The organism is Roseibium polysiphoniae (genome assembly GCF_014842925.1).
Lineage (GTDB): Bacteria > Pseudomonadota > Alphaproteobacteria > Rhizobiales > Stappiaceae > Roseibium > Roseibium polysiphoniae.
In genome coordinates this window covers 20,437-45,459 of record NZ_JACYXJ010000006.1, presented here as the reverse complement: position 1 = coordinate 45,459, position 25,023 = coordinate 20,437, and the positions used below count along the sequence as shown (strand labels likewise).

Sequence of the window (25,023 nt, the reverse complement as noted above, 5' to 3'; positions counted from 1 at the left end):
CGGGCGGAGTCGGGCAATCTTGATCTGGATCAACGTCAGCCTGCCCACGCCATGCGCAAGGTCGGACCAATCGTTGGCACAGTGTAACGATATAGAAGACTGGGGCGCGCAAAATGGCACAGACACAGGCCAGATTGATCACGCTCGAGGAAGGTCTCTTCGCAGCTTTCCTTGTGGTGTTGGCATTCGCCTGCCTGATCGTGGCGGGCAAAACTTACGATCAAGTGATGGCATTTCACGCAATGCTCGGCGCATTCGTCGCGGCCGGCAGCGTGTTTGTCATCTTCAAGAATTACTTCGATGACGGCGGGATCCCGATCCCTCAGGAAATCAACGGAAAGCCGAACTACAACATGGCGCCGGTCAAGTTCGGTGTTGTGGCTGCCATGTTCTGGGGCATCTCGGGCTTTACTGTCGGTTTGATCATTGCTTCGCAGCTGGCATGGCCGGCGCTGAACTTTGATCTTCCCTGGACAAATTTCGGCCGCTTGCGTCCGCTTCACACGTCGGCCGTGATCTTTGCGTTCGGCGGGAATGTGCTGATTGCGACCTCCATGTATGTGGTTCAGCGTACCTGCCGCGTGCGCATGCCTGGCTCGGTTCTCCCCTGGTTTGTGATCATCGGCTACAACGTCTTTATCGTCATCGCCGGAACGGGCTACCTGCTCGGCGCGACCCAATCCAAGGAATATGCCGAACCTGAATGGTACGCCGACCTTTGGCTGACCATCGTCTGGGTTGCCTACCTCTTGCTGTTCCTGGGGACTTTGTGGAAGCGCAAAGAGCCACACATCTATGTGGCCAACTGGTTCTACCTGGCCTTCATCGTCACCATCGCGATGTTGCATCTGGTCAACAACGCCACGATCCCGGTGACGGTCTATGGCACCAAGTCCTACATCGTCTGGTCAGGCGTGCAGGATGCCATGGTTCAATGGTGGTATGGTCACAACGCTGTCGGCTTTTTCCTGACCGCAGGCTTCCTTGCCATCATGTATTACTTCGTGCCCAAGCGCGCTGAGCGGCCGGTCTATTCTTACCGCCTGTCCATCGTGCACTTCTGGGCGCTGATCTTCCTCTACATCTGGGCTGGACCGCACCACCTGCACTATACGGCTCTGCCGCAGTGGGCTTCGACCTTGGGCGCAACCTTCTCGATCATCCTCTGGATGCCGTCCTGGGGTGGCATGATCAATGGTCTGATGACCCTGTCAGGTGCCTGGGACAAGCTGCGGACCGATCCGGTTCTGCGCATGATGGTGGTGTCCGTTGCCTTCTACGGCATGTCCACCTTCGAAGGACCTTTGATGAGCCTTCGCTCGGTGAACTCGCTTTCGCATTACACCGACTGGACCATCGGTCACGTTCACTCAGGTGCTTTGGGCTGGGTCGGCTACATCTCCTTTGGAGCGCTGTACTGCCTGGTTCCGTGGCTGTGGAACAAGAAGAACCTTTACTCGCTCAAGCTGGTCAACTGGCACTTCTGGCTCTCGACCCTCGGCATCGTTCTCTACATCACCTCCATGTGGGTGTCCGGGATCATGCAGGGCCTTATGTGGCGTGCCTACGATGCGCTGGGCTTCCTCGAGTATTCCTTCATTGAAACCGTTGAGGCGATGTACCCCTTCTACGTGATCCGTGCATTGGGCGGCGCTCTGTTCGTCCTTGGCGCTGTGATCATGGCCTACAACCTCTGGATGACTGTCCGTCATGGCGAAGCTGAAGAAGCTGAAGCCAGCGCTGCCGGCCATCTGGCTGCGGCCGAATAAGGGGAGGAGACAAAATGTCAGTATGGTCAAAGCACCAAATCCTCGAAAAGAACTCCTTCGTTCTCCTCATTGGCATTCTGATCGTGGTCGCCATCGGCGGTCTCGTTGAGATTGCGCCGCTCTTCTATCTCAAGAGCACCATTGAAAAGACCGAGGGCGTCCGTCCCTACACCCCGCTCGAGCTGGTCGGCCGGAACATCTATATCCGCGAGGGCTGCTACCTGTGCCACTCGCAGATGATCCGCCCGATGCGTGACGAGCTGGAGCGTTACGGTCACTTCTCGCTGGCCGCGGAGTCCATGTATGACCACCCCTTCCAGTGGGGGTCCAAGCGTACAGGTCCCGACCTTGCGCGCGTCGGCGGCAAGTATTCGGACGATTGGCATGTGGAGCATCTTATTGATCCTCGCTCCGTGGTGCCAGTCTCGATCATGCCCGGCTATCCGTTTCTGGCTGAAACAAAGCTTAGCACGCGTGGCATGGGTGATCATCTGAAGACGAACGTGCTCGTTGGTGTTCCCTATACCGAGGAACAGATCGCCAGCGCATCGAGAGATGTTCTCGGCCAGGCCATGCCGGATACGGACGCCTCCGATGAGTTCATGGAGCGCTATCCCACCGCCATGGTACGGGATTTCGACGGTAATCCGAAGGAAGTCACCGAGATGGACGCGCTCGTCGCCTATCTCCAGATGCTCGGAACCATGGTCGATTTCTCAATCTACGACGACAAGGCAAACCTGAGGTGATGCAATGAACGAGACCTATTCCGCAGTGGCAGGCTTCGCTCAGACCTGGGGCCTTCTCTACTTTGTTGTCCTGTTTGGCATCGTGCTGGCCTACGTGTTCTGGCCGAAGAACCGCAAGGACTTCGATGATGCCGCCCAGATCCCGTTTCGGGAGGATTGATACATGTCCGATAATCACAAGCCCGAACTCGACCAGATTTCCGGGGTCGAAACCACCGGCCACGAGTGGGACGGCCTGAAGGAACTCAACAACCCGCTGCCGCGCTGGTGGCTCTATACCTTCTACGCCTGCATTGTCTGGGCCATAGGCTATTGGGTGGTCTATCCGTCCTGGCCCATGGTCTCCAGCTATGCGACCGGGGTCCTTGGCGACAGTCAGCGCGCCAATGCGCTGGCCGCGTATGATGCGGGCATCGCAGAACGCGCGGGCATTGGAGATCAACTGGTCGCAGCGTCGTTCGAAGACATCCGCACCACGCCGAACCTGCTCGAGTTTGCCTCGGCAAACGGTCGCGCAGCATTCGGTGACAACTGCGCGCCGTGTCACGGTTCGGGGGCGATCGGTTCGCCGGGCTATCCGAACCTTCAGGACGACAACTGGATCTGGGGCGGCACTGTGGACGATATCCATACCACGCTTCTTTACGGGATCCGTTCGGATCATGACGAGGCGCGCTTCGGCGATATGCCGGCCTTTGGCACTGACGAGCTGCTCACCCGCGAAGAGATTTCGCAGGTCGCCAGTTACGTCGCATCCAAGACCGGACTTGAACCGGAAGAAGGTGTCGACCTGGCCGCCGGCGAGACGCTCTATGTCGATAATTGCGCGGCATGTCACGGCGAAGACCTCAAGGGCATGATTGAAGTCGGCGCACCGAACCTGACATCGGCGACATACCTCTATGGCAAGTCCGTGGATGCCATCAAGGCGCAGATCTACAGCCCGCGCAATGGCGTCATGCCGGCGTGGGAGGCGCGTCTTGATCCGGCGACGATCAAGTCGCTGGCCGTATATGTCCATTCCTTCGGGGGTGGCCAGTAGTCCTGGGAGATTGGTCCGGCTGATCCCGGATCAAAGAGAGAAGACGACGCAGGCCGGGTGTCCGGCCTGCAGGACGCAAAGGATCCTATTGGGGCAGGATCCGAAACAGAAGGACGGACGGCATGTCTGCCGACACCGAAGCCACGCAGGCCGAGCACGCGGAAGAGTGGTTCGCCTCAGCCAAGAAGATCTATCCGATGGCCGTCAAGGGCACGTTCCGGAGGATCAAATGGGCGATCTTGTTCATCACGCTCGGGATCTACTATTTCCTGCCCTTCATTCGCTTTGACCGCGGGCCCAACGCCCCGGATCAGGCGGTGCTCGTCGACCTGGCGGGGCGCCGTGGCTACTTTTTCTTTATCGAGATCTGGCCGCAGGAAGTTTACTACATCACGGGCCTCCTGATCATCGCGGCCGTTGCTCTGTTCTTGATGAACGCGGTCGCAGGCCGCGTCTGGTGCGGCTATCTTTGTCCCCAGACAGTCTGGACCGACCTCTTCCTCTATGTTGAGCGAAAGATCGAGGGAGACCGGCGCGCGCGTATGGCCTTGGACAGGGCGCCGTGGACAGCCGGCAAGGTCGGACGCAGGGCTGCCAAGCACTTCTTCTGGCTCATGATCGCATGGTGGACCGGCGGCGCCTGGGTTCTGTATTTCTCCGACGCGCCGACGCTGGTCTATAATCTGGCCACGTTCCAGGCACCTTTCAGCGCCTATCTCTGGATCGCGATTCTGACTGCGACCACCTATCTGCTGGCCGGCTTCATGCGCGAGCAGGTGTGCATCTACATGTGCCCTTGGCCGCGCATTCAGGCTGCGCTGACCGACGAGAAGGCGCTGAATGTTACCTACAAGTGGGACCGCGGCGAACCGCGCGGATCGCTGAAGCAGAACAAGGCCCTTGAGCTCAAGGGATTGCCGGCAGGTGATTGCGTCGACTGTCACCAGTGTGTCCATGTCTGCCCGACCGGCGTCGATATCCGGAAGGGTACACAGCTCGACTGCATCCAGTGCGGGCTCTGCATTGACGCCTGTGACAATGTCATGGAGAAGGTCGGAAAGCCGACCGGGCTGATTGGCTATGACACGGACGAGAACATCGAGCGCCGGATCGAGGGCAAGGAATCGGTCTACGAAATCGTGCGCGTGCGGACTGTTATCTATGCCGCGGTGATTGCTCTTGTCGGAGGCATCATGTTGTTTGCGTTGCTGACCCGCGATTTTGCCGGCATCAACGTTCTTCATGATCGCAATCCGATTTTCGTCACGCAAACCGATGGCTCTATCCGCAATGGCTATACCGTTCGGCTTTTGAACAAACGAAACCATGAGCGGAATTTCATGCTGCATGTCGAAGGCATGCCCGCTGGAACAAGTGTTGAAGCCGTGGGTATCGACACGACCTTCGCCGGAAGGCCGATCATTGAGGTCGGCGCTGACACGACCCGGGAGGTGCGTGTGCTTGTCAATTCACCGGCCGGTGTCAAAATGCCAAAGAGCACCGAGATTGTTTTCCGTCTGACGGAATCGGTGATGGGCGAGGTCGTAACAGCTGATGATTACTTCAAAGCGCCATAGGAGCGGAAAATGACCACGACGCATCAAGGCGCTATGCCCAAAGACCCCAAGGCCTTCACCGGGCGCACCGTTCTGTTCTGGCTGCTCGGTTTCTTTGCCGTCATCTTTGCAGCGAATGCCGTGTTCATCTGGCTGGCTGTCGGATCCTTCCCTGGTGTTGTTGTCGAGAGCTCCTACACGGCAGGTCAGACCTACAATCAGGAAATCGCCGATGCCAAAGCCCAGACTGAACGCGGATGGCAGGTGAAAGCCGATCTGACACGTGCTGCAAACGGCGGGGCCTCCCTCAAGGTCGAGGCGCGAGACAAGCTCGGCGCCCCGCTGACCGGACTGGCCTTTGTCGCGCATCTCAATCATCCGACCCATGACGGCGTGGATCTGGATGTTGCGCTGGTTGAGGGCGAGAGCGGCGTCTACACCGGGACAGCCGATGCTCTGGCGGCCGGAAACTGGAACATGGTTCTGGACGCTGAAAGTGCCGACGAGCGCCTGTTCAGATCCGAGAACCGCATTTTCCTTTCCGAGTGAGCCAGGGTCCCATGAACGTTCACGCACGCGATTGGGATGCTTTCGTAACCCCCGCCGAAGAGGGCGCGGTGCATATGGATCTGGCGGTGGAGGGCATCACCTGCGCCGCCTGCATGGGGGAGATTGAACGCGGTCTCTCCCGCCTTCCTGGCATCCGGAAGGCCAGGGTCAATCTGACCAGCCAGCGGCTTGCGGTGGATTGGGACACAGGTCAGACCGGCGCCGATGAGATCGTCGCCGAGCTGTCAAGGCTTGGCTATACCGCCCATCCCTTTGATCCGGCGAGCCAGAAAGACCGCCAGGACCAGACCGGCAAGAACCTTTTGCGATGTATGGCCGTGGCCGGATTTGCCGGCATGAACATCATGCTGCTCTCGGTTTCCGTCTGGTCCGGAAATGCCACCGACATTACACCTGAAACCCGCGATTTCTTTCATTGGCTCTCGGCACTGATTGCCCTGCCGACGGTCGCCTATTCCGGAAGGCCGTTCTTCAAGAGTGCATTTACCGCTTTGCGGGCAGGGCGGCTGAACATGGATGTGCCAATCGTTATCGGCGTCACGCTGGCGGTGGGGCTGTCCCTGATCCAGACCATGCAGCATCAGCATCACGCCTATTTCGAATCCGCGGTGATGTTGCTGTTCTTCCTTTTGGTCGGCCGCTATCTGGATCACAACATGCGCGGCCGTACGCGCTCATTTGCCGAGAACATAGCCGCCCTGAAGGCTGAAGTTGCAGCGCGCATTGGAGCAGATGGCTCAGTGCGCGAGGTTCCTTTATCCAAGATTGAATCGGGTGACATGGTTCTGGTGATGGCCGGTGACCGGGTTCCAGTCGATGGTGTTGTCGTTGATGGAAGGTCGGAAATCGACCAGAGCCTCGTGACCGGTGAAACCGTTTTGCATCCCGTCGGAAAGGGCACCCAGGTCTATGCCGGCACCTTGAACGGTGATGGAACGCTAAAGGTCCGGGTCAGCGCTGCCACAGGTGCGACGCTTCTGGATGAGGTCAATCGACTGCTGGAGACGGCAACCCAGGCAAAGTCCCTCTATGTCAGACTGGCTGACCGTGCCGCGCAGCTTTATGCCCCCATCGTGCACGGTGCCGCAGCGGTGACCTTCGCTGGCTGGATGTTGGCCGGGGCAGATTGGCAGCCCGCTCTGGTGATTGCGATCTCCGTCTTAATTATCACCTGCCCCTGTGCTCTCGGTCTGGCAGTTCCGGCGGTACAGGTTGTGGCCTCGGGCCAGCTCTTCAAATCAGGGGTCTTGTTGAACTCCGGCGATGCGATCGAACGCTTGTCGGATGTGGATACGATTGTCTTCGACAAGACCGGAACACTGACCACCGCCGAGCCCTGCCTGCTTGATAAAGCGCAACTATCTGATGAGCTTCTGGCACTTGCCGGACGCTTGGCGCTTTCAAGCCGCCATCCTCTGTCCTCGGCATTGGTGAAGGCGAGCGGCGCGCTGCGGCCGTTTGGATCTGTCTCGGAGACACCTGGAGCGGGGATCGAGACCACAGTCGACGGGTTTGCTCTTCGCCTCGGAAGTCCAGCTTTCTGTGGCGTTCCGGATGCGGAAATAGGTGCGCTGTTGATGATGCATCCTGGAGCCTCGGTGATTGCCGTGAAGCATGGCGCTGAACCGGCCGTGCTCTTGCCGTTGCGCCAGTCCCTGCGGCAAGACGCCGTCGCTGTGATGAGAGAATTGTCCGGGCTGGGGTATCAGCTTGAAATTTTGTCCGGCGACCGGGAAGGGGCTGTTCGGGCTGTGGCCGATGAACTTGGGCTTGCCAACTGGCAGGCTGAGGTGAAGCCCGGCGACAAGATCGCCCATCTCGAAGTACTGAAGCAGCAAGGGCGGAAAGTGCTTATGGTCGGAGACGGTCTCAATGACGCTCCCGCGCTGGCCGGCGCACATGTGTCCTTGTCGCCCGTCACCGCAGTTCATCTGTCTCAGGCCGCCGCAGATGCGGTCTTTCTGGGTGACAAATTGCAGCCGGTGGCTGACGCGCTTCAAATCTCGCGACGAGCGCGCAGGGCAATTGAGCAAAACCTCTGGATCTCCGCGCTTTATAATGTCGTCGCGGTTCCAATCGCCGTCGCCGGTCTGGTCACACCACTGATGGCGGCGGTCGCCATGTCGGCGTCTTCGATTGCCGTAACGGCAAACGCCCTTCGCCTGCGATGGGGAGATGGCGGTTCGACCCGCACGGAGCTTTGAATGGACGTTCTCATTTACCTCATACCCATCGCGCTGTTCCTCGGTCTGCTCGGACTGGCGGGCTTTCTATGGTCGCTGAAAAGCGGTCAATTCGAAGACCTGGAAGGTGCCAAATGGCGTATTCTCGAGGACGATGACTTGGACGTGCCTGCAGAAAAGAAGACCAGCGAGAGCTAGGAGCAGTTGGCATTCTTCGTAGTGCGAGCGCCTTCAGGAGAAAAGCGTCGTGACAACCATGCTTGCGGCAACCAGCACCAGGCCAAGGCCTGAGACAAGCAGCGCGTTTTCCTTCCACGACGAGGGCGAAGGCATACCTCGTCCGGCAGGCCTTGTTTCTCTCTCCACTTTTGCGGAAGAAAGTAGCTCTATGTCGTCTTGTGACATGCGGCTCGATGGCATTTGGGACCTGCAACACGGTTTCACGCAGGGGCAACGACCCCTTGGGATGCCTTTCATTGGGCACCCAAAGCGCTAAAAGTCTCGTTAATCAGGAGTTGTAAAAGGCGTTAATGCTCAGCAACAATACCAAGGTGTGAAAATGCGGCTGAGACTTTGATCGGGCGACTTAACCGCCTGCTGCCGGATAAATCGCCTGGGCCACGTTGCCATTGGCATCAACGATATTGCAGTCCGCATCGACCGTGCCCTTCGGCAGTCCGAGCACGTCCCAGACATCGATGAGGGCGTTCTTCAGGTGGTCGATCAGCGCATCGTCGTGAAGCGGTGTGGGTGTGATCCGCAAACGCTCGGTTCCACGCGGAACCGTTGGGTAATTGATGGGCTGGATGTAGATGCCATGCTTGTCCAGCAGCATGTCACTGGCCTTCTTGCAAAGGTCAGGATTGGCGACCAGCACCGGCACGATATGGGTCTCAGACAGCATCACGGGGAGGCCAGCTGCGCTCAGTGCCTCTTTTGTGCGTTGGGCCTGGCGCTGATGCGCAGTGCGTTCGCTCTGAGATGTTTTGAGATGGCGGATCGACGTGCAGGCGGCTGCCGCAAGACTTGGCGGTATGGCTGTGGTGAAGATGAATCCCGGCGCATAGGAGCGCACCGCGTCGACAATTGACTGCCGTGCCGTGATATAGCCGCCCATCACGCCAAATGCCTTGGCCATGGTGCCTTCGATCACGTCGATACGGTCCATCACCCCGTCGCGTTCGCAGATGCCTGCACCGCGCTCGCCATACATGCCTACAGCGTGTACCTCGTCGATGTAGGTCATGGCGTTGTACTTGTCGGCAAGGTCGGCGATCTGCTCGATCGGGGCGATGTCGCCATCCATCGAATAGACGGATTCAAACACGATCAGCTTTGCGCGCTCATTGCCGGCCGCCTTGAGAAGGTCTTCCAGGTGTTCCAGATCGTTGTGACGCCACACCTGCTTGGCAGTGCCCGATCCGCGCACACCGGCAATCATGGATGCATGATTGAGCTGGTCGGAGAGGATGAGGCAATCAGGCAGCAATTTTGCGATGGTCGAAATCGAGGCTTCGTTGGAGACAAAACCGGACGTGAAGACGAGCGCCGCGTCCTTGCCGTGAAGGTCGGCAAGCTCTCGTTCGAGCTGCACCAGGGGGTGATTGGTGCCTGAAATATTCCGGGTGCCACCCGCGCCTGCTCCCATTTTCTCGGCAGCTTGCGTCAGCGCAGCAATAACGGCTGGGTTCTGACCCATGCCCAGGTAATCGTTGGAACACCAAACCGTAATGTCGCGCTCGAGGCCATTCTCGGCGCGCCAAACTGCTTTTGGAAATTCCCCGGCGATCCTCTCCAGATCGGCGAAAACCCGATAGCGCTTTTCATCCCGAAGGGCGTCAATCGCACGTTCAAAGGTTTCTTCGTAGTTCATTCCATGAACCTTATTCTTCTCTGACGTCTTTGGCGGACCCTAGCCAGTCAAACCCTTAAAGTCTAACGGCAGATTGACGCGCTCGAAGAACCCGTTCGGCAGTCCTCGCTGCCTGTTGCTTTCACCTTCTTGCTAACCTGCTGAGCAAACAAGGTAATTGATCGAGCGCAAGTTTTTCAAATTTCTTGCAGACTCAAGCCTGTCTTCAAAACGGGACATCGAGACTTTCCTGCCATGATCCGAAGTGTCTGTCATCGAGAGATTTAGCTCTTCTTGAACATTAATAACTCAATTTTCAGAATTTCCTGCCAATTGTGGGGTGACATGGAGGTTTGCTAGGTGAGTGTTGATCTTTCTTCACTGACGTTTTTGCTGGTCGAAGACAGTGCATATATGCGTACGATCCTACGCACGATGTTGCAGGGTTTTGGCGCGCGTCGCATTGTCGAGGCTGAAGACGGCGCGTCCGGTCTGGAAGCGATGGACCGTGCAAACCCCGATATTCTGATTATGGACTGGGTCATGCCGATCCTCGACGGCGCGGATATGGTGCGCATGATCCGCAGTCCAAACAATCCCTTCGCCTATATTCCGATCATCATGGTGACGGCGCACACGGAGCGCAGCCGGATCGTTGAAGCCCGGCGGTTGGGTGTACACGAACTTCTGTCGAAACCTATCTCGGCAAAAGCACTCTACCAGCGTGTATCCAGTGTGGTTCTTCATCCGCGAGACTTTATCAAGACCGCGACCTACTTCGGTCCCGCGCCGCGCGAAATTCGCAATCGTCAGAAAATTTGGCAGGGCGCACCTGGTGGTCCTGGCGATCCGAATGGGCCGCAAGGCGGTCAGCCGAAACCAGATGTCGCAGCCATCGGATAAGCTACGCCTTGTGCGATACCGCACGAGTTTTCAAGCTCAACTCTCTCTGAACGGACTCAGGCCGCGCGGCTGATGGCAGGGGCTGTGAGCGGCACTTCTTGTTCGGTGGCGAGCGCCGCGACGAGAAATTCGCTCATGAGATCCAGATCGACCGTGTAGTGCGCCAGCAGAAACTTGGAGAGCGTCTCCGGGGGCAGATGACGTAGCCCCTCGATGGCCAGATTGAAGGCTTCCAGCGTGTCGAGCGTCTTCTTCAATTCCACCATGCAAACTTACTCCCATGTGCCGTGATAGAATTTCTCCGATTATGGTTAAATTTGCTTAAATGAAGCGCGGGTGGGCCTCAAAGGGGAGCGTTCGTATTTGTGGCCTGATCCTCTTTCGTGTTTCCGTGCGCGAATGCACACAGGTCCTTAAACACCTGATATTATACCGGAAGAGAAAGTGGTCTTCCTGGGAAGACCGGGGAGACAGGGGAACGTCTTGCAAACCGTCTATATCTTGAATGGCCCAAACCTGAATCTGCTGGGAAAGCGTCAGCCGGAGATCTACGGCAAGGAAACACTTCAGGATATTGAGGTGGCCTGCGGGCAGATCGCCGAGGCAAATGGCCTGAAAGTCCGCTTTCTACAAAGCAATGCGGAACACCAGCTGATCGATTGGATCCATGAGGCCCGGGAAGACGCCTGCGGCATCATCATAAATCCCGCAGCCTATACGCACACCTCAGTGGCCCTTTTGGACGCGCTCGGCACTTTCGAACGCCCGGTGTTCGAGGTGCATATTTCCAACGTGCACAAGCGAGAGAGCTTTCGCCATCACTCCTATGTGTCTCTGAGGGCTGACGGCGTCATCGCCGGCTGTGGTGCGCAGGGGTACGAGTTGGCGCTTCTCAGGCTCATTCGCCTGCTCGGCCGATGATGTGGCTTGGGGCGGCTGCTAGTAGCCGTTGCCCTTGAAGAACTCGTGAACAATCGTCTTGAAGATGATCTTGATGTCGAGAAGCGGCGAGTGACGCGCGACATAGGCAAGGTCGTAGTCCAGTCGCATACGCGCAGCATGGGGATCCTTGGTCTCACCGCGACAGCCGTTGACCTGCGCAAGCCCGGTGATACCGGGCTTGATCCGGTGGCGTTGATGATAGCGCGGATCGAATTCTTCATAAGGCAGATTGGCGGCCAGCATGCCCGGGACATGAGGGCGTGGCCCGACCAATGACATTTCGCCCTTCAGGACATTGAACAGCTGCGGCAGTTCGTCGAAGTTGCTCTTGCGCAGAAAACGTCCGGCCGGCGTGATCCGTGGGTCGTCCCGCACGGTCTGCAGCCGCCCGCTTGTATCACCAAGATCGACGTACATGGATCTGAACTTGAGCGCCGTGAAGGTCGATCCATTGAGGCCGTGACGCGTCTGCCGGAAGAGAACCGGTCCGGCGCTGTTCACCTTGATCGCAACGGCAATCCCCGCCATCAGCGGCGCGAGCAACACGATGCCGAACACCGCCCCGGCAATGTCAAACAGCCGCTTCAGACGGGTGTAGCGTCGCCCATCCGGCAAGGCGTGTGAAATTGCCATATGCGGCGTCTGGCGCTTCGCACCATTGGGCGGAGTTCTATCGACAAGTGCGACTGGAGGCACCCTATTTCACTCCCTCTTGTTTGAGAGGAAATGTAGCGATTTCCTATGGTTAACCCAAGGTTAAAGCCGAAAGGTGGTTAACGCCAGAGCGCCGTGTGATGCCGCGACGCGGGCGCCTAATACGCTCGCCCAACGCTTGTGTATTTGAAGCCGCGTTCGATCATGTAATCGCTCTGGTAGATGTTCCTGAGGTCGATGACATTGGGCGCGGTGAGCGTCTGGCGGACCCGGTCGAGGTCAAGCGCGCGGAACTGGTCCCATTCGGTGACAATAACCACCGCATCGGCGTTTTCGATCGCGTGATAGGGCCCGTCACAGAACAGAACATCGCTCATCAGGTGCGAGGCTTCTGCCATGGAGGCGGGGTCATAGGCGCGGATCCTGGCGCCAGCCTCTTGCAGCTTGGCGACAATGTCGATGGAGGGCGCTTCGCGCATGTCATCGGTGTTGGGCTTGAAGGCAAGGCCGAGGAGGGCGATGGTCTTGCCACTGACGTCGCCGCCCATGTGGGCAATCACCTTGTCCGCCATCTTCTTCTTGCGTGCCGCATTCACCTCAATGACGCTGTCGACGATCTTCAGCTCCGAGCCCGCATCCTGGCCGATCCTGGACAGCGCCAGCGTGTCCTTCGGGAAACAGGATCCGCCATAGCCGGGGCCTGCATGCAGGAACTTGTTGCCGATGCGGTTGTCCAGCCCGATGCCACGGGAGACTTCCTGCACATTGGCACCGACCTTCTCGCAAAGGTCCGCGATCTCGTTGATGAAGGTGATCTTCACCGCCAGGAAGGCGTTGGCGGCATATTTGATCAGCTCGGACGTGCGGCGCTGGGTGACGATGATCGGTGTCTCGTTGAGGAACAGCGGCCGGTAGAGCTCGCGCATGACCTTGGCAGCGTCCTCGCTGTCCGTGCCCACGACCACACGGTCCGGACGCTTGAAGTCGCTGATGGCAGCGCCTTCACGTAGGAATTCCGGATTGGAGACAACGGCAAACTGCGCATCCGGATTGGTCTTGGCAATGATGGCCTCGACCTCGTCGCCGGTGCCAACCGGCACGGTCGACTTGGTGACGACAACCGTAAAGCCATCGATAAGACCAGCGATCTCTTCGGAGGCAGCATAGACGTAGGACAGATCCGCATGGCCGTCGCCGCGGCGGGTGGGCGTGCCAACGGCAATGAAGACTGCGTCCGCCTCGGCAATGGCCGTCTTCGGATCTGTGGTGAAGAAAAGGCGCTCTTCATCGACATTCTTGGCGACCAGCTGTTGCAGGCCCGGCTCATAGATCGGGATTTCGCCACCGTTCAGGGCATCGATCTTGGAGGCGTCCTTGTCGATGCAGGTCACCACATGACCAAAGTCCGCAAAACAGGCCCCGGACACAAGCCCGACATAACCGGTTCCAATCATTGCAACGCGCATAGTCTCATTCCGATCAACTGGGCATTTGCGGAAAGTCGCGTTCCGCGAGCCGGTTCTTCGTCAGTTATATGGTTCAGCCGCTAACAGTCGGATGTTGCTTTAACATGACGGCGGCACCTGTCCATAGCTACCCTTGCGATAATTGCCCAGAAGCTCAGTCGCTGCAATCTCCGCCCGGCTGAAAGTGCGCGCTTAGACGACGGCCCTTCATGAGGATGTTGCGCTGCCAAGAAGAGGAAAATAATCCTTTTTGCAAATAATTCCTAATAGCATTGACATTCGATCTGCGCTCGGCATATTTGTCTCATGACGGGCACATCAGGAGCGCAGCAATGAAATACGCATGGTCGAAATACGTGTTGGGAACGGCGGTCGCCGTGGGATGCATCGCCGGGTCCTCGGCGATCGCGGACGAAAAACTCAAGGTCGTCACGACCTTCACCGTTCTGGCGGACATGGCCAAAAACGTCGCTGGTGATGCTGCCATCGTGGAGTCGGTGACAAAGCCTGGAGCCGAGATCCACGGCTATCAACCAACGCCAAGAGACCTGATCCGCGCTCAGGATGCAGACCTGATCCTGTGGAACGGAATGAACCTTGAACTCTGGTTCGAACAGTTCCTCAGCAACCTCAAGGACCTTCCATCCGCGACCTTGTCTGACGGCATTTCGCCGATTTCCATCCATGAGGGCAGTTATGAGGGCAAGCCAAACCCGCATGCATGGATGTCGCTGGAAAACGCTCTGATTTACGTCGACAATATTCGCGAAGCGATGGCGGCACAGGATCCCGAGAATGCAGAGATCTACGCAGCGAACGCGGAGGCCTACAAAGTCAGGATTCGCGAGACCATCGAGCCACTGAAGCAGATGATTTCGGACGTGCCGGAAGACCAGCGTTGGCTCGCGACCTGCGAAGGAGCCTTTTCCTACCTGGCGCGCGACTTGGGGCTCAAGGAAATCTATTTGTGGCCAATGAATGCGGATCAAACTGGTACACCTCAGCAGGTGCGCAAGGTGATTGATGAAGTTCGTGATCATGAGATCCCGGTGGTCTTTTGCGAAAGCACCGTGAACACCGACCCTGCCAAGCAGGTGGCGCGAGAAACCGGCGCGAGCTACGGTGGCGTTCTCTATGTGGACAGCCTTTCGGACGCTGATGGTCCTGTGCCGACCTACCTGGACCTGCTGCTTGTGACCACCGAAACGGTTGCACTGGGTCTGACTGGAACGGCGAAAGAATGATCTTGCTCTAGGGCAAATAGGCGTGGAGGTGGGGCAGACGGCCCCGCCAATAACAAACGGACGCGTGTTGTGATCGGTAGCGAAGAGTTGAATGCAGGCGAGGCCGGGCTGTCGGCCAAACATGTCACGGTGACCTACCGAAATGGCGTGACGGCGTTGAGCGATGCCAGTTTTACGGTCCCGCGGGGATCGATTGCGGCCCTCGTCGGTGTCAATGGGGCCGGTAAATCGACCCTGTTTAAGGCCATCATGGCGTTTCTGCCGCTGGCCGGCGGTGAGATCCGCATTCTCGGCCGGCCCGTGAAAGCGGCGCTGAAAGAGGGCATCGTCGCTTATGTGCCTCAGGCAGAGGAAGTCGATTGGTCCTTTCCGGTGCTGGTCGAGGATGTGGTCATGATGGGGCGCTATGGCCGCATGGGCTTCTTGCGCATCCCTTCGGCCGCCGATCGAAAGGCTGTTGAACATGCATTGCAACGTGTTGGCATGTCCGACTATCGAAAGCGCCAGATTGGTGAGCTTTCAGGCGGTCAGCGCAAGCGTGTGTTTCTCGCCCGCGCCCTGGCCCAGGACGGGCAGGTGATCTTGCTCGATGAACCCTTTACCGGGGTGGATGTGCAGACGGAGGAGGCAATCATCAAGCTACTCCGCGAATTGCGCGACGAAGGGCGAGTCATGCTCGTATCGACCCACAATCTCGGTTCCGTTCCTGAGTTCTGCGATCAAACCGTTTTGGTGAAGGGCACGGTGCTCAACTATGGCCCGACGGAAACGACCTTCACCCGCGAAAACCTCGAGGTCGCCTTTGGCGGCGTGCTGCGGCACTTCGTTCTGGGTGGCGCCGACTTGCATGACGATGACGATGCCCGCGCGGTGACAATCATCACCGACGATGAGCGGCCCGTGGTCATGTATGACGACAAGACGCGAACGCTGACCCAGACGGATGCAGGTCCTACGGACACTGCCGGTGCAGAGATTGCGGAAGAGGCGTCGTGATGGAAACCCTGCTGCTACCTTTCAGCTACGGCTATATGACCAACGCCATGTGGGTGAGCGCGCTGGTGGGCGGTGTCTGCGCCTTTCTGTCGGCCTACTTGATGCTCAAGGGCTGGTCCCTGATCGGCGATGCGCTCAGCCATTCGATCGTGCCAGGTGTTGCCGGTGCCTATATGCTCGGGCTGCCTTTTGCGCTCGGCGCATTCCTCTCCGGCGGTCTGGCGGCAGGTTCCATGCTGTTTCTCAACCAGCGTACGGGCCTGAAGGAAGATGCCATCATCGGCATCATTTTCACCAGTTTCTTCGGCCTCGGGCTGTTCATGGTGTCGGTCTCCCCGGTCCCGGTTTCAGTGAACACCATCATTATGGGCAATATCCTGGCGATCACGCCGGAGGACACGCTACAGCTTGCGGTGATTGGCTTTGTCTCGCTCACTGTTCTTCTGCTCAAGTGGAAGGATCTCATGGTCGCCTTCTTCGACGAGAACCATGCGCGGTCCATCGGGCTCAAGCCGGAGCGCCTGCGTTTCATCTTCTTTGTGTTGCTCTCCGCCTCCTGCGTGGCGGCTCTGCAGACGGTTGGTGCGTTCCTGGTGATCGCCATGGTGGTCACGCCCGGGGCGACGGCCTACCTTTTGACGGACCGGTTTCCAAAGCTCCTGGCGATGAGTGTTGCCATCGGCGCGGTGACGAGCTTCACTGGCGCCTATCTCTCGTTCTTCCTGGATGGTGCGACAGGTGGGATCATCATCACCCTGCAGACATTGATCTTCTTGCTGGTCTTTGTCTTTGCGCCCAAGCATGGCTTGCTGGCCGCCAAGAGACGCGCTGCGCAGGCTTTGCGCGCGGCAGAAACGGGACGCGCCTGATGGAAGATCTTCTGCTGCCGTTTCAGTTCGGCTTCATGCAAAACGCCTTTTGGGTCGCCATTCTCCTGGCTCCGCCAACGGCGATGCTTTCGTGCTTTCTGGTGCTCAAAGGCTGGTCTTTGATGGGCGATGCCGTCAGCCATGCTGTGCTGCCGGGTGTCGTCATCGCCTACATTCTCAACATACCGCTCCTGATAGGCGCATTTTGCGCGGGCATGACATGTGCGCTGGCCACCGGCTACCTGAAAGACAACAGTCGGGTGAAACAGGACACGGTGATGGGGGTGGTTTTCTCGGGCATGTTTGGCTTCGGCATGGTGCTCTACACGAAAGTGGAGACCAACGTGCATCTGGACCACATTCTCTTCGGCAACATGCTGGGCGTCGGATCCGCTGACCTTTGGACGGCTGGATTGGTGGGGGCTTTCGTCACCTTTGCTCTGGCCTTCAAGTGGAAGGATTTGTTGCTTCACGCCTTTGACCCGGCCCAGGCCCAGGCGTTGGGTCTGCCAGTCAAGCTCTTGCACTATGGGCTACTGTCGATCCTCTCTCTGACGATTGTCGCGACACTCAAGGCTGTCGGCCTGATCCTCGCCATCGGCCTCCTGATTGCGCCCGGAGCGATTGCATTCCTTCTGACCCGTCAGTTCCTGCCCATGATGCTGACAGCGATTGCGGTCACGCTCCTCGCAATGACAGGGGGCGTCTACGTCAGTTTCTGGATCGACAGCGCACCGGCACCGACGACCATTCTCTTTCTTACGCTGCTCTTCATCTGTGCCTTCGTCTGGCGGCAGATCCAGAATGCTCAAAGAGATAGAATAGCGGCCTGACGGCCCAACGCTCCAGCATGCAAGCCAGCCCATCCAATCGCTTCTCAGGCCTCCCGCTTGGGAAGCGAAAAGCTGTTCCGAAATGACGCAGCGCCGCGAAATCGAGCTCCGCTGAGCCAACGAGTCATTGATATGCTTAGCTTGAAAATGGTGCTGCCGGAGAGATTTGAACTCTCGGCCTCTCCCTTACCAAGGGAGTGCTCTACCCCTGAGCTACGGCAGCATCTGGTGGCGGGCGTCTGGGATACGGTGCGGTCAGTGTGTCTGAGGCCGGTTCATGGAAGTGTCCAGAACCCCGAAATTCCCAAGGCGCAAGTGCCTGAGCGGTTGATCTTGCCAACCGGAATGCGGGGCTTTTGCCACAGTTGGCGGTGGCGTGCAAGCGCCAAGTCACGGTTTTTAAAAATGCTTCGGCAACGCAATAGCCTGTCCTTAGCGGTGATGTGCCTCCCGCGATGCAAAGGCGGCAATTTGCTTGAGGTTTCCGGGCGTCTTTGACGGGCGTAGGCTTTCTCGAAGGGCGACTTTCCCGCCTGTGGAAAGAGCGATGTGGAGGTGGGCCGAGCGTTGAGTCGGTCAGCACCTAGGGCAAACCACTATGAGTTATCATCGCCTTGCCAGGAGCGGTCTCCTCCGTCGGTCTCGTGACAGGTGCATCTTGTCATCGGCCGGCATTCAATGGAAAACAGGACCCGGGACCGACGTGATGAGGTGTAGGGAAAATGACTGCTGACAAGTCAGGGAACGCGGATACAGCCAATCCCGGGGCAGAGACCTCCGAGGGAGCCGGCAAGGCCGCGCCGAAGAAGCCCAGGGAGTCCAAGGAAGATCGTTTGGCTCAGGCCTTGAGAGCGAACCTGCGCCGGCGAAAGTCCGCCGCCAAGGCGCGCAAGAGCGATGGCAGCGTCGAGGAATAGAAACAGATCCATCGGTTTCCGGCGCGTGGCTCTCTAGGTTTTCAGGGGACGGCCGCCTCAAGTTAACCCCCTTGTTGCCTTGCATGGGCCACATCGAGCGTGTAGATGCCGGGTTTCTAGGATTTTTCGCGCCACGCGGTCAGCTTTCCGGCGCATATCGATCATCAGGGTGGGACCATGGACAGCATTAAGGTCGTCGGCGGCGCAGAGCTCAACGGCATCATTCCGATTTCCGGCGCCAAGAACGCCGCTCTGCCTTTGATGATTGCATCGCTGCTAACCGACGAGACCCTGACACTGTCCAATGTCCCGCGCCTGCGTGATGTTGCCCAGCTGACCCAGATCCTGTCCAATCATGGCGTCGATTATTCGGTCAATGGCAAGCGCAACGGCCAGGATGAGCTGGAAGGTCAGACGCTTCACCTGACCGCCCGCGAGATTGTCGACACCACGGCGCCCTATGAGCTCGTCTCAAAGATGCGCGCCAGTTTTTGGGTTGTCGGGCCGCTTGTGGCCCGCATGCATGAAGCGCGGGTGTCGCTCCCCGGCGGCTGCGCGATCGGCACGCGTCCGGTTGATTTCTTTATTGATGGACTGGCAGCGCTTGGTGCCGACATCGAGATCGAGGGCGGCTATGTGGTCGTCAAGGCCCCCGGTGGCCTCAAGGGCAATCGGGTCGAGTTTCCCAAGGTCTCTGTCGGTGCGACCCATACCATCATGATGGCGGCAACTCTGGCCGAAGGTGAAACCGAGATCGTCAATGCTGCATGTGAGCCCGAAGTGGCCGATCTTGCCGCTTGCCTGAACGCCATGGGTGCGCAGATCGAGGGGGCGGGCACCTCAACCATCAGAATACAGGGCGTCAAGCGTCTGCATGGTGCCCACCATGCCGTCGTGGCCGACCGGATCGAGACCGGCACCTATGCAATGGCAGTCGCCATGACAGGTGGCGATGTGCTCTTGAAGGGCGCACGCGCCGATCTTCTGGAGAATGCCCTGGATATCCTGCGCCAGACCGGCGCGGAGATCACCGAGACCGGTGAGGGTCTGAAAGTCTATCGCAACGGCAATGGCATTCAGCCGGTCGACGTGACAACCGAGCCGTTCCCGGGCTTCCCGACCGATCTCCAGGCCCAGTTTATGGCGCTGATGACCAAGGCCGGCGGGCAGAGCCGGATTACAGAGACGATTTTTGAAAACCGCTTCATGCACGTGCAGGAGCTGGCACGGCTGGGTGCCCAGATCAGCATCGACGGACGCACCGCCGTCATTGATGGCGTGGGCACGTTGCGTGGTGCACCGGTCATGGCGACCGACTTGCGCGCATCTGTCTCTCTGGTGATCGCTGGACTGGCTGCGGAAGGTGAAACCACGGTCAACCGCGTCTATCACCTCGACCGTGGCTTTGAGCGGTTGGAAGACAAGCTGACCCGCTGCGGTGCACAGATCGAACGCGTCTCTGGCTGATGTCAGTCGGCGCTCTGGCGCTCAATGACGCGTCCGCGCGAGGTGAAGGAGGGGCTGGGTGTGCCCGCCCCACCGGTCATGACGGCTTCGACGATCGGGCTGAGGGCAGGGCGCTCTGACTGCCAGGTCGCGATGAAGTTGGCACCGCGCCCACCGGTCTGGTCATTGATCTGAACCAGAAAATCATGGGACCCAAAGGGCGCGAGCGTGATGGCCTCGGTGGTCAATACACGCACTTCTGCGCCCGTTTCGTCGTGATAGCTGACTTTCTCTATGACGATGTCCGTCTGCGGGTCGACGTTATGGATTGTCAGCGTTGCGGCAAGCAGGACGGACCGGTCGGAGAAGGTCTGAATGCGCGAATAGGCGGGCACATAATATGTCTCGCCAAGCGAACGTATGAGAGAGATATCCAGGTTTTCAGCCCTGACAGATGGTCCCGAGATCCCCGCAGTCATCGCTGCCGCGAGCAAGGGCATGCCAAACCAGCGGATCAGCGGAGTCACAGGTTTGCTCATGATGCGTGGCAGTTTCATTGGGGCTCTCTGATCAAGTTGGCTGTTGCCTGCCGTCGATAGGGCGAACGGGGTCATCGGTTTGCAGGTTAGGCAAGGTTGAGGCCCGTGTGGAGCACTAATTTGGTGAAAGTCGAGTTTTCCTTTTGCCGGATTGTCAAATCCGGCTTTAGCCGCTAGGTCATCAAACAACTGATGTTCGGTTTGGCCGGGCGCTGGAAACCGGCGCGGGCAGGCAGGCCAAACATGGAACACGCCAAACATGGGCCAAGCATGAGCCAAACATGGGCCAAACAGGGAATGTGTCTTTCACCATGGATCAGCTGAAACTTGCCGCTCTGGATGTCGAAGACCTTGAGGTCGTGTCCGCGCACATTCAGGACGCGGTTCTGACCGTCGGCGACATTCGCTTTCTTCCCAAGGAGCAGAGAGCGATCTTTGCCATGAATCGCTTCGTCTGGGACAAGGCGGCGGACAAGCGTACCAAAGAACATGAGCGTCGCCGGGCAGCGCTTGCAGTGTCGCAGGTCAGCTCCATGAAGGCGGTCGGCATTCGTCAGGATGCCAAGGCAGCAGTGCTCGAACTGCTTGCTGTCACCTTCGAGGAAACCGAGGCGCCGGCCGGTCGTATCCGCCTGGATTTTGCCGGCGGCGGCGTTCTGTTGCTTGAGGTCGGCTGCATTGAGGTGCAGCTCTCGGACCTGGGCGCAGCCTGGGGAACGCCCAATCTGCCGACCCACGAACTGGATTAAGAACAACGGTGGCGGCGTTGGCCGTCGCGACAATGCAAGGAGCTCTAGGCTTGGCGGTACGTCTGTCAGACAAGGATGCGGACTTTGAAGCGCGCTTCCAGACGCTGCTTTCGGGCAAGCGCGAGGTTTCCGAGGACGTCGACCAGGTCGTACGCGCAATCCTCGAGGATGTTCGCGAACGCGGCGATGCAGCGGTTCTGGAATACACGGTAAAATTTGATCGGCTCGATGCGGCGAGCATGGCTGAACTGAAAGTGTCGGAAGCGGAAATCGACGCGGCCATGACGCAGGTGCCGCAGTCGACCATCGACGCGCTCATGCTTGCGCGTGACCGGATCCAGTCTCACCACGCGCGGCAAATGCCTAAGGATGACCGCTACACGGATCCCATTGGAGTGGAGCTTGGCTCCCGCTGGACGGCGGTTGAGGCGGTCGGGCTTTATGTGCCCGGTGGCCTTGCCTCCTATCCAAGCTCTGTTTTGATGAATGCTGTGCCGGCCAAGGTCGCCGGCGTCGAACGCATTGCGATGGTGGTGCCCAGCCCGGACGGCGCGCTCAACCCACAGGTGCTGGCAGCGGCCAGGATCGCAGGTGTGTCCGAGATCTATCGGATCGGTGGCGCCCAGGCGGTTGCTGCGCTGGCCTACGGGACAGAGACAATCGCGGCCGTCAGCAAGATCGTCGGCCCGGGCAACGCATTCGTTGCGGCGGCCAAACGGCGCGTGTTCGGCACGGTCGGCATTGATATGATTGCCGGACCGTCCGAGGTTCTGGTCGTTGCAGACGCAGACAATGATCCCGATTGGCTGGCGGCGGACCTTCTGGCCCAGGCCGAACATGACGCGGTGGCGCAGTCGATCCTGATCACCGACAGCGCAGATCTTGCGACGGCGGTGGAAGAGGCGGTCGAGCGTCAGCTCAAGACCCTGCCCAAGGCGGAAATCGCCGGGGCCAGCTGGCGCGACTTTGGAGCCGTCATTGTCGTCGAAGACCTGGACGGTGCTATGCCGCTGGTCAACCGGATCGCGGCGGAGCATCTGGAGCTCGCCGTGGCAGACCCCGATGCAATGCTGGAAAAGGTTCGCAATGCAGGCGCTGTCTTCCTGGGACGCTACACGCCGGAAGCAGTGGGCGACTATGTCGGTGGTTCGAACCATGTTCTGCCGACAGCCCGTTCGGCTCGCTTTTCCTCCGGCCTGTCGGTTCTGGATTTCGTCAAGCGCACCTCCATTTTGAAGTGCAACGCAGAGAACTTGCGGCAAATCGGTCCGGCTGCAATCGCGCTGGGCAAGGCCGAAGGGCTGGATGGACATGCAAGGTCTGTCGCGATACGCCTGAACCTCTAGGGATATGGGGCACACGCATGGACGAAACCGAAGGTGAAGTCGAAAGTGGCGGGAAGCTGGTGGATGTCGTTCTCGACGAAGCCTCCATTTCCCGTTCGACGCCGGACGTGGAACATGACCGTGCGGTGGCGATCTATGACCTGATCGAGGAAAACAGCTTCTCGCCGGTCGGTCATCCTGCCGGAAACTTCGTCCTGCAGCTTTCGGTCGTCGAAAAGAAGCTCGTCTTCGCCATTGCAGATGAAGATGGCGAGCCTCTCGTCACCCATGTTCTGTCGCTGACGCCCCTGCGCAAGATCGTCAAGGACTACGATCTGATCTGCGAGAGCTATTTCGAGGCGATCCGCCATTCGACACCAAGCCAGATCGAAGCGATCGATATGGGGCGGCGCGGGGTTCACAACGAAGGGTCCGAGATCCTGATGGAGCGGCTGAAAGGCAAGGTTGACGTTGACATGACAACGGCGCGGCGCCTCTTCACGCTGGTCTACGCCCTCCACTGGAAGGGTTGAGCGCAATGGCCGAGCCGGGCATGCGTCCGACTGCGGTGTTGTTTGCTTGCGGCATGAATGCCGTGCGTTCCCCCATGGCTGCGACCATCGCACGTCATCTATTCCCCAATCAGATCTATGTCCGCTCCGCAGGCGTGCGTCAGGGGGAGCCAGATCCCTTTGTCGACGCGGTCATGGCGGAAATCGGCATGGACACGAGCAAGCACCGGCCCAAGACGTTTGAGGAACTGCAGGAATCGGGTTTCGATCTTGTGGTGACGCTGGCACCGGAGGCGCACCACAAGGCGCTTGAACTGACGAGAACAGAGTCGGTGGACGTCGAATACTGGCCAACGATGGATCCGACGCTTGCCACGGGAAGCCGGGAGCAGATACTCAATTCCTACCGCGCGGTGCGCGATCAGCTGATGGCAAGAATCAAGAAGCGCCTTGGCTGGAACCCGCCGCCAAGCGGCTGAATCGGCCTTACCAGACCGCGATCTCGGACAGCTGCGATTTAGTTTGAAAAGGCCCAGAAAGAACGGTTCACATTCCTGTCGTGATCCGTTAGGTTCGCCGCTCATCTGAACGCCTTAATCAGGATACCATATGGCCAAGGAAGAAGCTCTGGAGTTTCCGGGCGTCGTCACGGAACTGCTGCCAAACGCGACTTTTCGCGTGAAACTAGAAAATGACCACGAGATTATTGCCCACACTGCAGGGCGTATGCGCAAGAACCGCATTCGTGTTCTCGCAGGCGACAAGGTGCTGGTCGAAATGACCCCTTACGATCTGACCAAGGGTCGTATCACCTACCGCTTCAAGTAAGACGGCCGCGAGCAAGACGGCAGAAAATGGCAGTGGCAGGCATGACGAAAGTTCCCGCACTGATCCTGGCTTCCGCGTCGCCGCGCCGTCTTGGCCTGCTGCAGCAGATCGGTCTCGAGCCTGATCACCTGATGCCGGCCGATATTGATGAGACGCCGAATAAGCTCGAAACGCCGCGTGCGCTCGCCTTGCGTCTTGCCAGGGGCAAGGCGGAGGCCGTGCGTTCCATCGTTGCGCAATCGGAAGATCTCGCCGATTCTGTTGTTCTTGCCGCCGATACCGTGGTCGCCGTCGGGCGCCGGTGTCTGCCCAAGGCTGAGATGACCGACCAGGCCCTGGCCTGTCTGTCGCTGCTGTCCGGTCGCGGTCACCGCGTCTTTACCGGGGTCGCCGTCATTGCGCCCGATGGAAAGCTGCGTTCCAAGGTTGTCGAAACCCGCGTCCGCTTCAAGCGCCTGTCGCGCAAGGATATTGACGAATACATGGCGTCGGGCGAATGGCGCGGCAAGGCCGGCGGCTATGCCATTCAGGGGCTGGCCGGAAGTTTTGTTGTCAAACTCGTCGGCTCCTATCCCAGCGTCGTCGGCTTGCCGTTGAGCGAGACCGTCACGCTTTTGTCTGCCGCCGGCTATCCGGCGCACAAGGACTGGTCGACATCGGCGAGCTGACGCAGGACGCGCTGCCCGCCGTGTGGCCCATCAAGATGAGCGCTGCCATGAGCGAAACCAAAGAGACGTCCAGTCGCCGCATGCGGCCTTGCCCGATCTGCTCCAAACTGTCGACGGAGCCGGACTATCCCTTCTGTTCACCGCGATGCGCCAAGGTCGATCTTCACCGCTGGTTCTCCGAGGGCTACACCATTCCCGTTGTCGAGACCGACGATCTGGATGATCCCGAGCGAGACAATTTCGACGGCTGATTTCGCTGTCTCCTTCTGTCTTGTAAATTTAGCCAGCGTTGCAATTTGTCACGTTTTTCGCCGTTTAATCGCTGTTTTGATCAAGCAATGAGCAGCTTGATAAAAAATATCTCTTGTCGTGAAAAAATATTCACTGCCATAATGAGCCCGCAAAACCTGT

General features: G+C 58.7%; 28 protein-coding genes and 1 tRNA gene. 23 read left to right on the top strand and 6 right to left on the bottom strand.

Annotated elements, in window-relative coordinates; translation table 11 throughout:
* Nucleotides 1-113 precede the first annotated feature (113 nt).
* From ccoN to ccoS, 8 genes are all read left to right on the top strand, one after another.
* Nucleotides 114-1,769 (top strand): cytochrome-c oxidase, cbb3-type subunit I, encoded by a 1,656-nt coding sequence (gene ccoN / locus IG617_RS15985; RefSeq protein WP_192110264.1) that lies wholly within the window; start codon nucleotides 114-116, stop codon nucleotides 1,767-1,769.
* Between the two features lie 14 nt (nucleotides 1,770-1,783).
* Entirely contained in the window at nucleotides 1,784-2,518 is a 735-nt protein-coding gene (gene ccoO, locus IG617_RS15980; protein ID WP_192110263.1) for a cytochrome-c oxidase, cbb3-type subunit II, read from the top strand.
* A 4-nt stretch (nucleotides 2,519-2,522) separates the two neighbouring features.
* Complete coding sequence (locus tag IG617_RS15975) at nucleotides 2,523-2,678, top strand: cbb3-type cytochrome c oxidase subunit 3 (protein ID WP_192110262.1); 156 nt, start codon at nucleotides 2,523-2,525, stop codon at nucleotides 2,676-2,678.
* 3 nt (nucleotides 2,679-2,681) lie between these two features.
* Nucleotides 2,682-3,560, top strand: coding sequence for a cytochrome-c oxidase, cbb3-type subunit III (gene ccoP, locus IG617_RS15970; RefSeq protein ID WP_192110261.1), 879 nt, complete (start codon nucleotides 2,682-2,684; stop codon nucleotides 3,558-3,560).
* Nucleotides 3,561-3,682: 122 nt separating this feature from the next.
* Nucleotides 3,683-5,137: a cytochrome c oxidase accessory protein CcoG gene (gene ccoG, locus IG617_RS15965; RefSeq protein ID WP_192110260.1), complete on the top strand. Its 1,455-nt coding sequence runs from the start codon at nucleotides 3,683-3,685 to the stop codon at nucleotides 5,135-5,137.
* A 9-nt stretch (nucleotides 5,138-5,146) separates the two neighbouring features.
* Nucleotides 5,147-5,665: a FixH family protein gene (locus IG617_RS15960; RefSeq protein ID WP_192110259.1), complete on the top strand. Its 519-nt coding sequence runs from the start codon at nucleotides 5,147-5,149 to the stop codon at nucleotides 5,663-5,665.
* An 11-nt stretch (nucleotides 5,666-5,676) separates the two neighbouring features.
* Nucleotides 5,677-7,890 carry a heavy metal translocating P-type ATPase gene (locus IG617_RS15955; protein WP_192110258.1) on the top strand — a complete coding sequence of 738 codons (2,214 nt, stop codon included), beginning with the start codon at nucleotides 5,677-5,679 and terminating at the stop codon, nucleotides 7,888-7,890.
* Nucleotides 7,891-8,067: a cbb3-type cytochrome oxidase assembly protein CcoS gene (gene ccoS / locus IG617_RS15950; protein WP_192110257.1), complete on the top strand. Its 177-nt coding sequence runs from the start codon at nucleotides 7,891-7,893 to the stop codon at nucleotides 8,065-8,067. It abuts the gene before it with no gap.
* A gap of 388 nt (nucleotides 8,068-8,455) precedes the next feature.
* Here the strand turns inward: ccoS and hemA are convergent, their stop codons facing one another.
* Nucleotides 8,456-9,742, bottom strand: coding sequence for a 5-aminolevulinate synthase (gene hemA / locus IG617_RS15945; protein WP_192110256.1), 1,287 nt, complete (start codon nucleotides 9,740-9,742; stop codon nucleotides 8,456-8,458).
* Between the two features lie 339 nt (nucleotides 9,743-10,081).
* Here hemA and IG617_RS15940 point away from each other — a divergent pair, with 339 nt between their 5' ends.
* The gene (locus tag IG617_RS15940) at nucleotides 10,082-10,624 is read left to right on the top strand and encodes a response regulator (protein WP_209004008.1); all 543 of its coding nucleotides are present in this window, start codon (nucleotides 10,082-10,084) and stop codon (nucleotides 10,622-10,624) included.
* 56 nt (nucleotides 10,625-10,680) lie between these two features.
* On the opposite strand, the gene IG617_RS15935 is transcribed toward IG617_RS15940, so the two are convergent.
* Nucleotides 10,681-10,890, bottom strand: a complete 210-nt coding sequence (locus IG617_RS15935; RefSeq protein WP_192110255.1) for a hypothetical protein — start codon at nucleotides 10,888-10,890, stop codon at nucleotides 10,681-10,683.
* Between the two features lie 217 nt (nucleotides 10,891-11,107).
* Here IG617_RS15935 and aroQ point away from each other — a divergent pair, with 217 nt between their 5' ends.
* A complete protein-coding gene (gene aroQ, locus IG617_RS15930) occupies nucleotides 11,108-11,545 on the top strand; it encodes a type II 3-dehydroquinate dehydratase (RefSeq protein WP_192110254.1) in 438 nt (145 codons plus the stop codon).
* A gap of 18 nt (nucleotides 11,546-11,563) precedes the next feature.
* On the opposite strand, the gene IG617_RS15925 is transcribed toward aroQ, so the two are convergent.
* Nucleotides 11,564-12,262 carry a sugar transferase gene (locus tag IG617_RS15925; protein WP_209008549.1) on the bottom strand — a complete coding sequence of 233 codons (699 nt, stop codon included), beginning with the start codon at nucleotides 12,260-12,262 and terminating at the stop codon, nucleotides 11,564-11,566.
* Nucleotides 12,263-12,378: 116 nt separating this feature from the next.
* On the bottom strand, nucleotides 12,379-13,686 hold the full coding sequence (locus tag IG617_RS15920) for a UDP-glucose dehydrogenase family protein (protein WP_192110253.1): 1,308 nt from the start codon (nucleotides 13,684-13,686) through the stop codon (nucleotides 12,379-12,381).
* A gap of 332 nt (nucleotides 13,687-14,018) precedes the next feature.
* Between IG617_RS15920 and IG617_RS15915 the strand changes: the two genes are divergently transcribed.
* From IG617_RS15915 to IG617_RS15900, 4 genes are all read left to right on the top strand, one after another.
* Nucleotides 14,019-14,930, top strand: coding sequence for a metal ABC transporter substrate-binding protein (locus tag IG617_RS15915; protein ID WP_192110252.1), 912 nt, complete (start codon nucleotides 14,019-14,021; stop codon nucleotides 14,928-14,930).
* A 69-nt stretch (nucleotides 14,931-14,999) separates the two neighbouring features.
* Nucleotides 15,000-15,926 carry a manganese/iron ABC transporter ATP-binding protein gene (locus IG617_RS15910; RefSeq protein ID WP_289032845.1) on the top strand — a complete coding sequence of 309 codons (927 nt, stop codon included), beginning with the start codon at nucleotides 15,000-15,002 and terminating at the stop codon, nucleotides 15,924-15,926.
* Complete coding sequence (locus tag IG617_RS15905; protein WP_192110251.1) at nucleotides 15,926-16,795, top strand: metal ABC transporter permease; 870 nt, start codon at nucleotides 15,926-15,928, stop codon at nucleotides 16,793-16,795. The genes IG617_RS15910 and IG617_RS15905 overlap by 1 nt, the downstream gene beginning before the upstream one ends.
* Nucleotides 16,795-17,628, top strand: a complete 834-nt coding sequence (locus IG617_RS15900; RefSeq protein ID WP_192110250.1) for a metal ABC transporter permease — start codon at nucleotides 16,795-16,797, stop codon at nucleotides 17,626-17,628. The genes IG617_RS15905 and IG617_RS15900 overlap by 1 nt, the downstream gene beginning before the upstream one ends.
* A gap of 148 nt (nucleotides 17,629-17,776) precedes the next feature.
* Here the strand turns inward: IG617_RS15900 and IG617_RS15895 are convergent.
* Nucleotides 17,777-17,851: transfer RNA gene (locus IG617_RS15895), tRNA-Thr, on the bottom strand.
* A gap of 499 nt (nucleotides 17,852-18,350) precedes the next feature.
* On the opposite strand from IG617_RS15895, the gene IG617_RS15890 reads away from it, so the two are divergent.
* Both IG617_RS15890 and murA read left to right on the top strand, forming a co-directional pair.
* On the top strand, nucleotides 18,351-18,545 hold the full coding sequence (locus IG617_RS15890) for a hypothetical protein (RefSeq protein ID WP_192110249.1): 195 nt from the start codon (nucleotides 18,351-18,353) through the stop codon (nucleotides 18,543-18,545).
* Nucleotides 18,546-18,722: 177 nt separating this feature from the next.
* Nucleotides 18,723-20,012 carry a UDP-N-acetylglucosamine 1-carboxyvinyltransferase gene (gene murA, locus IG617_RS15885; protein ID WP_153771081.1) on the top strand — a complete coding sequence of 430 codons (1,290 nt, stop codon included), beginning with the start codon at nucleotides 18,723-18,725 and terminating at the stop codon, nucleotides 20,010-20,012.
* Nucleotides 20,013-20,014: 2 nt separating this feature from the next.
* Here murA and IG617_RS15880 read toward each other — a convergent pair whose 3' ends face one another.
* On the bottom strand, nucleotides 20,015-20,548 hold the full coding sequence (locus IG617_RS15880) for a DUF3124 domain-containing protein (protein WP_192110248.1): 534 nt from the start codon (nucleotides 20,546-20,548) through the stop codon (nucleotides 20,015-20,017).
* A gap of 263 nt (nucleotides 20,549-20,811) precedes the next feature.
* Here IG617_RS15880 and IG617_RS15875 point away from each other — a divergent pair, with 263 nt between their 5' ends.
* The 7 genes from IG617_RS15875 (at nucleotide 20,812) to IG617_RS15845 (ending at nucleotide 24,863) form a co-directional block, all read left to right on the top strand.
* Complete coding sequence (locus IG617_RS15875; RefSeq protein ID WP_420826154.1) at nucleotides 20,812-21,279, top strand: DUF2948 family protein; 468 nt, start codon at nucleotides 20,812-20,814, stop codon at nucleotides 21,277-21,279.
* A gap of 50 nt (nucleotides 21,280-21,329) precedes the next feature.
* Nucleotides 21,330-22,625, top strand: coding sequence for a histidinol dehydrogenase (hisD, locus tag IG617_RS15870; RefSeq protein ID WP_192110247.1), 1,296 nt, complete (start codon nucleotides 21,330-21,332; stop codon nucleotides 22,623-22,625).
* Nucleotides 22,626-22,642: 17 nt separating this feature from the next.
* Nucleotides 22,643-23,137 carry a UPF0262 family protein gene (locus IG617_RS15865; protein ID WP_192110246.1) on the top strand — a complete coding sequence of 165 codons (495 nt, stop codon included), beginning with the start codon at nucleotides 22,643-22,645 and terminating at the stop codon, nucleotides 23,135-23,137.
* A 5-nt stretch (nucleotides 23,138-23,142) separates the two neighbouring features.
* The gene (locus IG617_RS15860; RefSeq protein WP_192110245.1) at nucleotides 23,143-23,595 is read left to right on the top strand and encodes an arsenate-mycothiol transferase ArsC; all 453 of its coding nucleotides are present in this window, start codon (nucleotides 23,143-23,145) and stop codon (nucleotides 23,593-23,595) included.
* 130 nt (nucleotides 23,596-23,725) lie between these two features.
* Nucleotides 23,726-23,944, top strand: coding sequence for a translation initiation factor IF-1 (gene infA, locus IG617_RS15855; RefSeq protein ID WP_006939340.1), 219 nt, complete (start codon nucleotides 23,726-23,728; stop codon nucleotides 23,942-23,944).
* Nucleotides 23,945-23,985: 41 nt separating this feature from the next.
* Nucleotides 23,986-24,612 carry a Maf-like protein gene (locus tag IG617_RS15850; RefSeq protein WP_192110244.1) on the top strand — a complete coding sequence of 209 codons (627 nt, stop codon included), beginning with the start codon at nucleotides 23,986-23,988 and terminating at the stop codon, nucleotides 24,610-24,612.
* 47 nt (nucleotides 24,613-24,659) lie between these two features.
* A complete protein-coding gene (locus IG617_RS15845; RefSeq protein WP_192110243.1) occupies nucleotides 24,660-24,863 on the top strand; it encodes a DNA gyrase inhibitor YacG in 204 nt (67 codons plus the stop codon).
* Nucleotides 24,864-25,023 lie beyond the last annotated feature (160 nt).

Bases quoted from the DNA above. Each gene is read 5' to 3' on its own strand.
- ccoN (WP_192110264.1), top strand. From the start codon at position 114: ATGGCACAGACACAGGCCAGATTGATCACGCTCGAGGAAGGTCTCTTC.
- ccoO (WP_192110263.1), top strand. From the start codon at position 1,784: ATGTCAGTATGGTCAAAGCACCAAATCCTCGAAAAGAACTCCTTCGTT.
- IG617_RS15975 (WP_192110262.1), top strand. From the start codon at position 2,523: ATGAACGAGACCTATTCCGCAGTGGCAGGCTTCGCTCAGACCTGGGGC.
- ccoP (WP_192110261.1), top strand. From the start codon at position 2,682: ATGTCCGATAATCACAAGCCCGAACTCGACCAGATTTCCGGGGTCGAA.
- ccoG (WP_192110260.1), top strand. From the start codon at position 3,683: ATGTCTGCCGACACCGAAGCCACGCAGGCCGAGCACGCGGAAGAGTGG.
- IG617_RS15960 (WP_192110259.1), top strand. From the start codon at position 5,147: ATGACCACGACGCATCAAGGCGCTATGCCCAAAGACCCCAAGGCCTTC.
- IG617_RS15955 (WP_192110258.1), top strand. From the start codon at position 5,677: ATGAACGTTCACGCACGCGATTGGGATGCTTTCGTAACCCCCGCCGAA.
- ccoS (WP_192110257.1), top strand. From the start codon at position 7,891: ATGGACGTTCTCATTTACCTCATACCCATCGCGCTGTTCCTCGGTCTG.
- hemA (WP_192110256.1), bottom strand. From the start codon at position 9,742: ATGAACTACGAAGAAACCTTTGAACGTGCGATTGACGCCCTTCGGGAT.
- IG617_RS15935 (WP_192110255.1), bottom strand. From the start codon at position 10,890: ATGGTGGAATTGAAGAAGACGCTCGACACGCTGGAAGCCTTCAATCTG.
- IG617_RS15920 (WP_192110253.1), bottom strand. From the start codon at position 13,686: ATGCGCGTTGCAATGATTGGAACCGGTTATGTCGGGCTTGTGTCCGGG.
- IG617_RS15915 (WP_192110252.1), top strand. From the start codon at position 14,019: ATGAAATACGCATGGTCGAAATACGTGTTGGGAACGGCGGTCGCCGTG.
- IG617_RS15905 (WP_192110251.1), top strand. From the start codon at position 15,926: ATGGAAACCCTGCTGCTACCTTTCAGCTACGGCTATATGACCAACGCC.
- IG617_RS15900 (WP_192110250.1), top strand. From the start codon at position 16,795: ATGGAAGATCTTCTGCTGCCGTTTCAGTTCGGCTTCATGCAAAACGCC.
- IG617_RS15890 (WP_192110249.1), top strand. From the start codon at position 18,351: ATGACTGCTGACAAGTCAGGGAACGCGGATACAGCCAATCCCGGGGCA.
- murA (WP_153771081.1), top strand. From the start codon at position 18,723: ATGGACAGCATTAAGGTCGTCGGCGGCGCAGAGCTCAACGGCATCATT.
- IG617_RS15880 (WP_192110248.1), bottom strand. From the start codon at position 20,548: ATGAAACTGCCACGCATCATGAGCAAACCTGTGACTCCGCTGATCCGC.
- IG617_RS15875 (WP_420826154.1), top strand. From the start codon at position 20,812: ATGGGCCAAACAGGGAATGTGTCTTTCACCATGGATCAGCTGAAACTT.
- IG617_RS15865 (WP_192110246.1), top strand. From the start codon at position 22,643: ATGGACGAAACCGAAGGTGAAGTCGAAAGTGGCGGGAAGCTGGTGGAT.
- IG617_RS15860 (WP_192110245.1), top strand. From the start codon at position 23,143: ATGGCCGAGCCGGGCATGCGTCCGACTGCGGTGTTGTTTGCTTGCGGC.
- infA (WP_006939340.1), top strand. From the start codon at position 23,726: ATGGCCAAGGAAGAAGCTCTGGAGTTTCCGGGCGTCGTCACGGAACTG.
- IG617_RS15850 (WP_192110244.1), top strand. From the start codon at position 23,986: ATGACGAAAGTTCCCGCACTGATCCTGGCTTCCGCGTCGCCGCGCCGT.
- IG617_RS15845 (WP_192110243.1), top strand. From the start codon at position 24,660: ATGAGCGAAACCAAAGAGACGTCCAGTCGCCGCATGCGGCCTTGCCCG.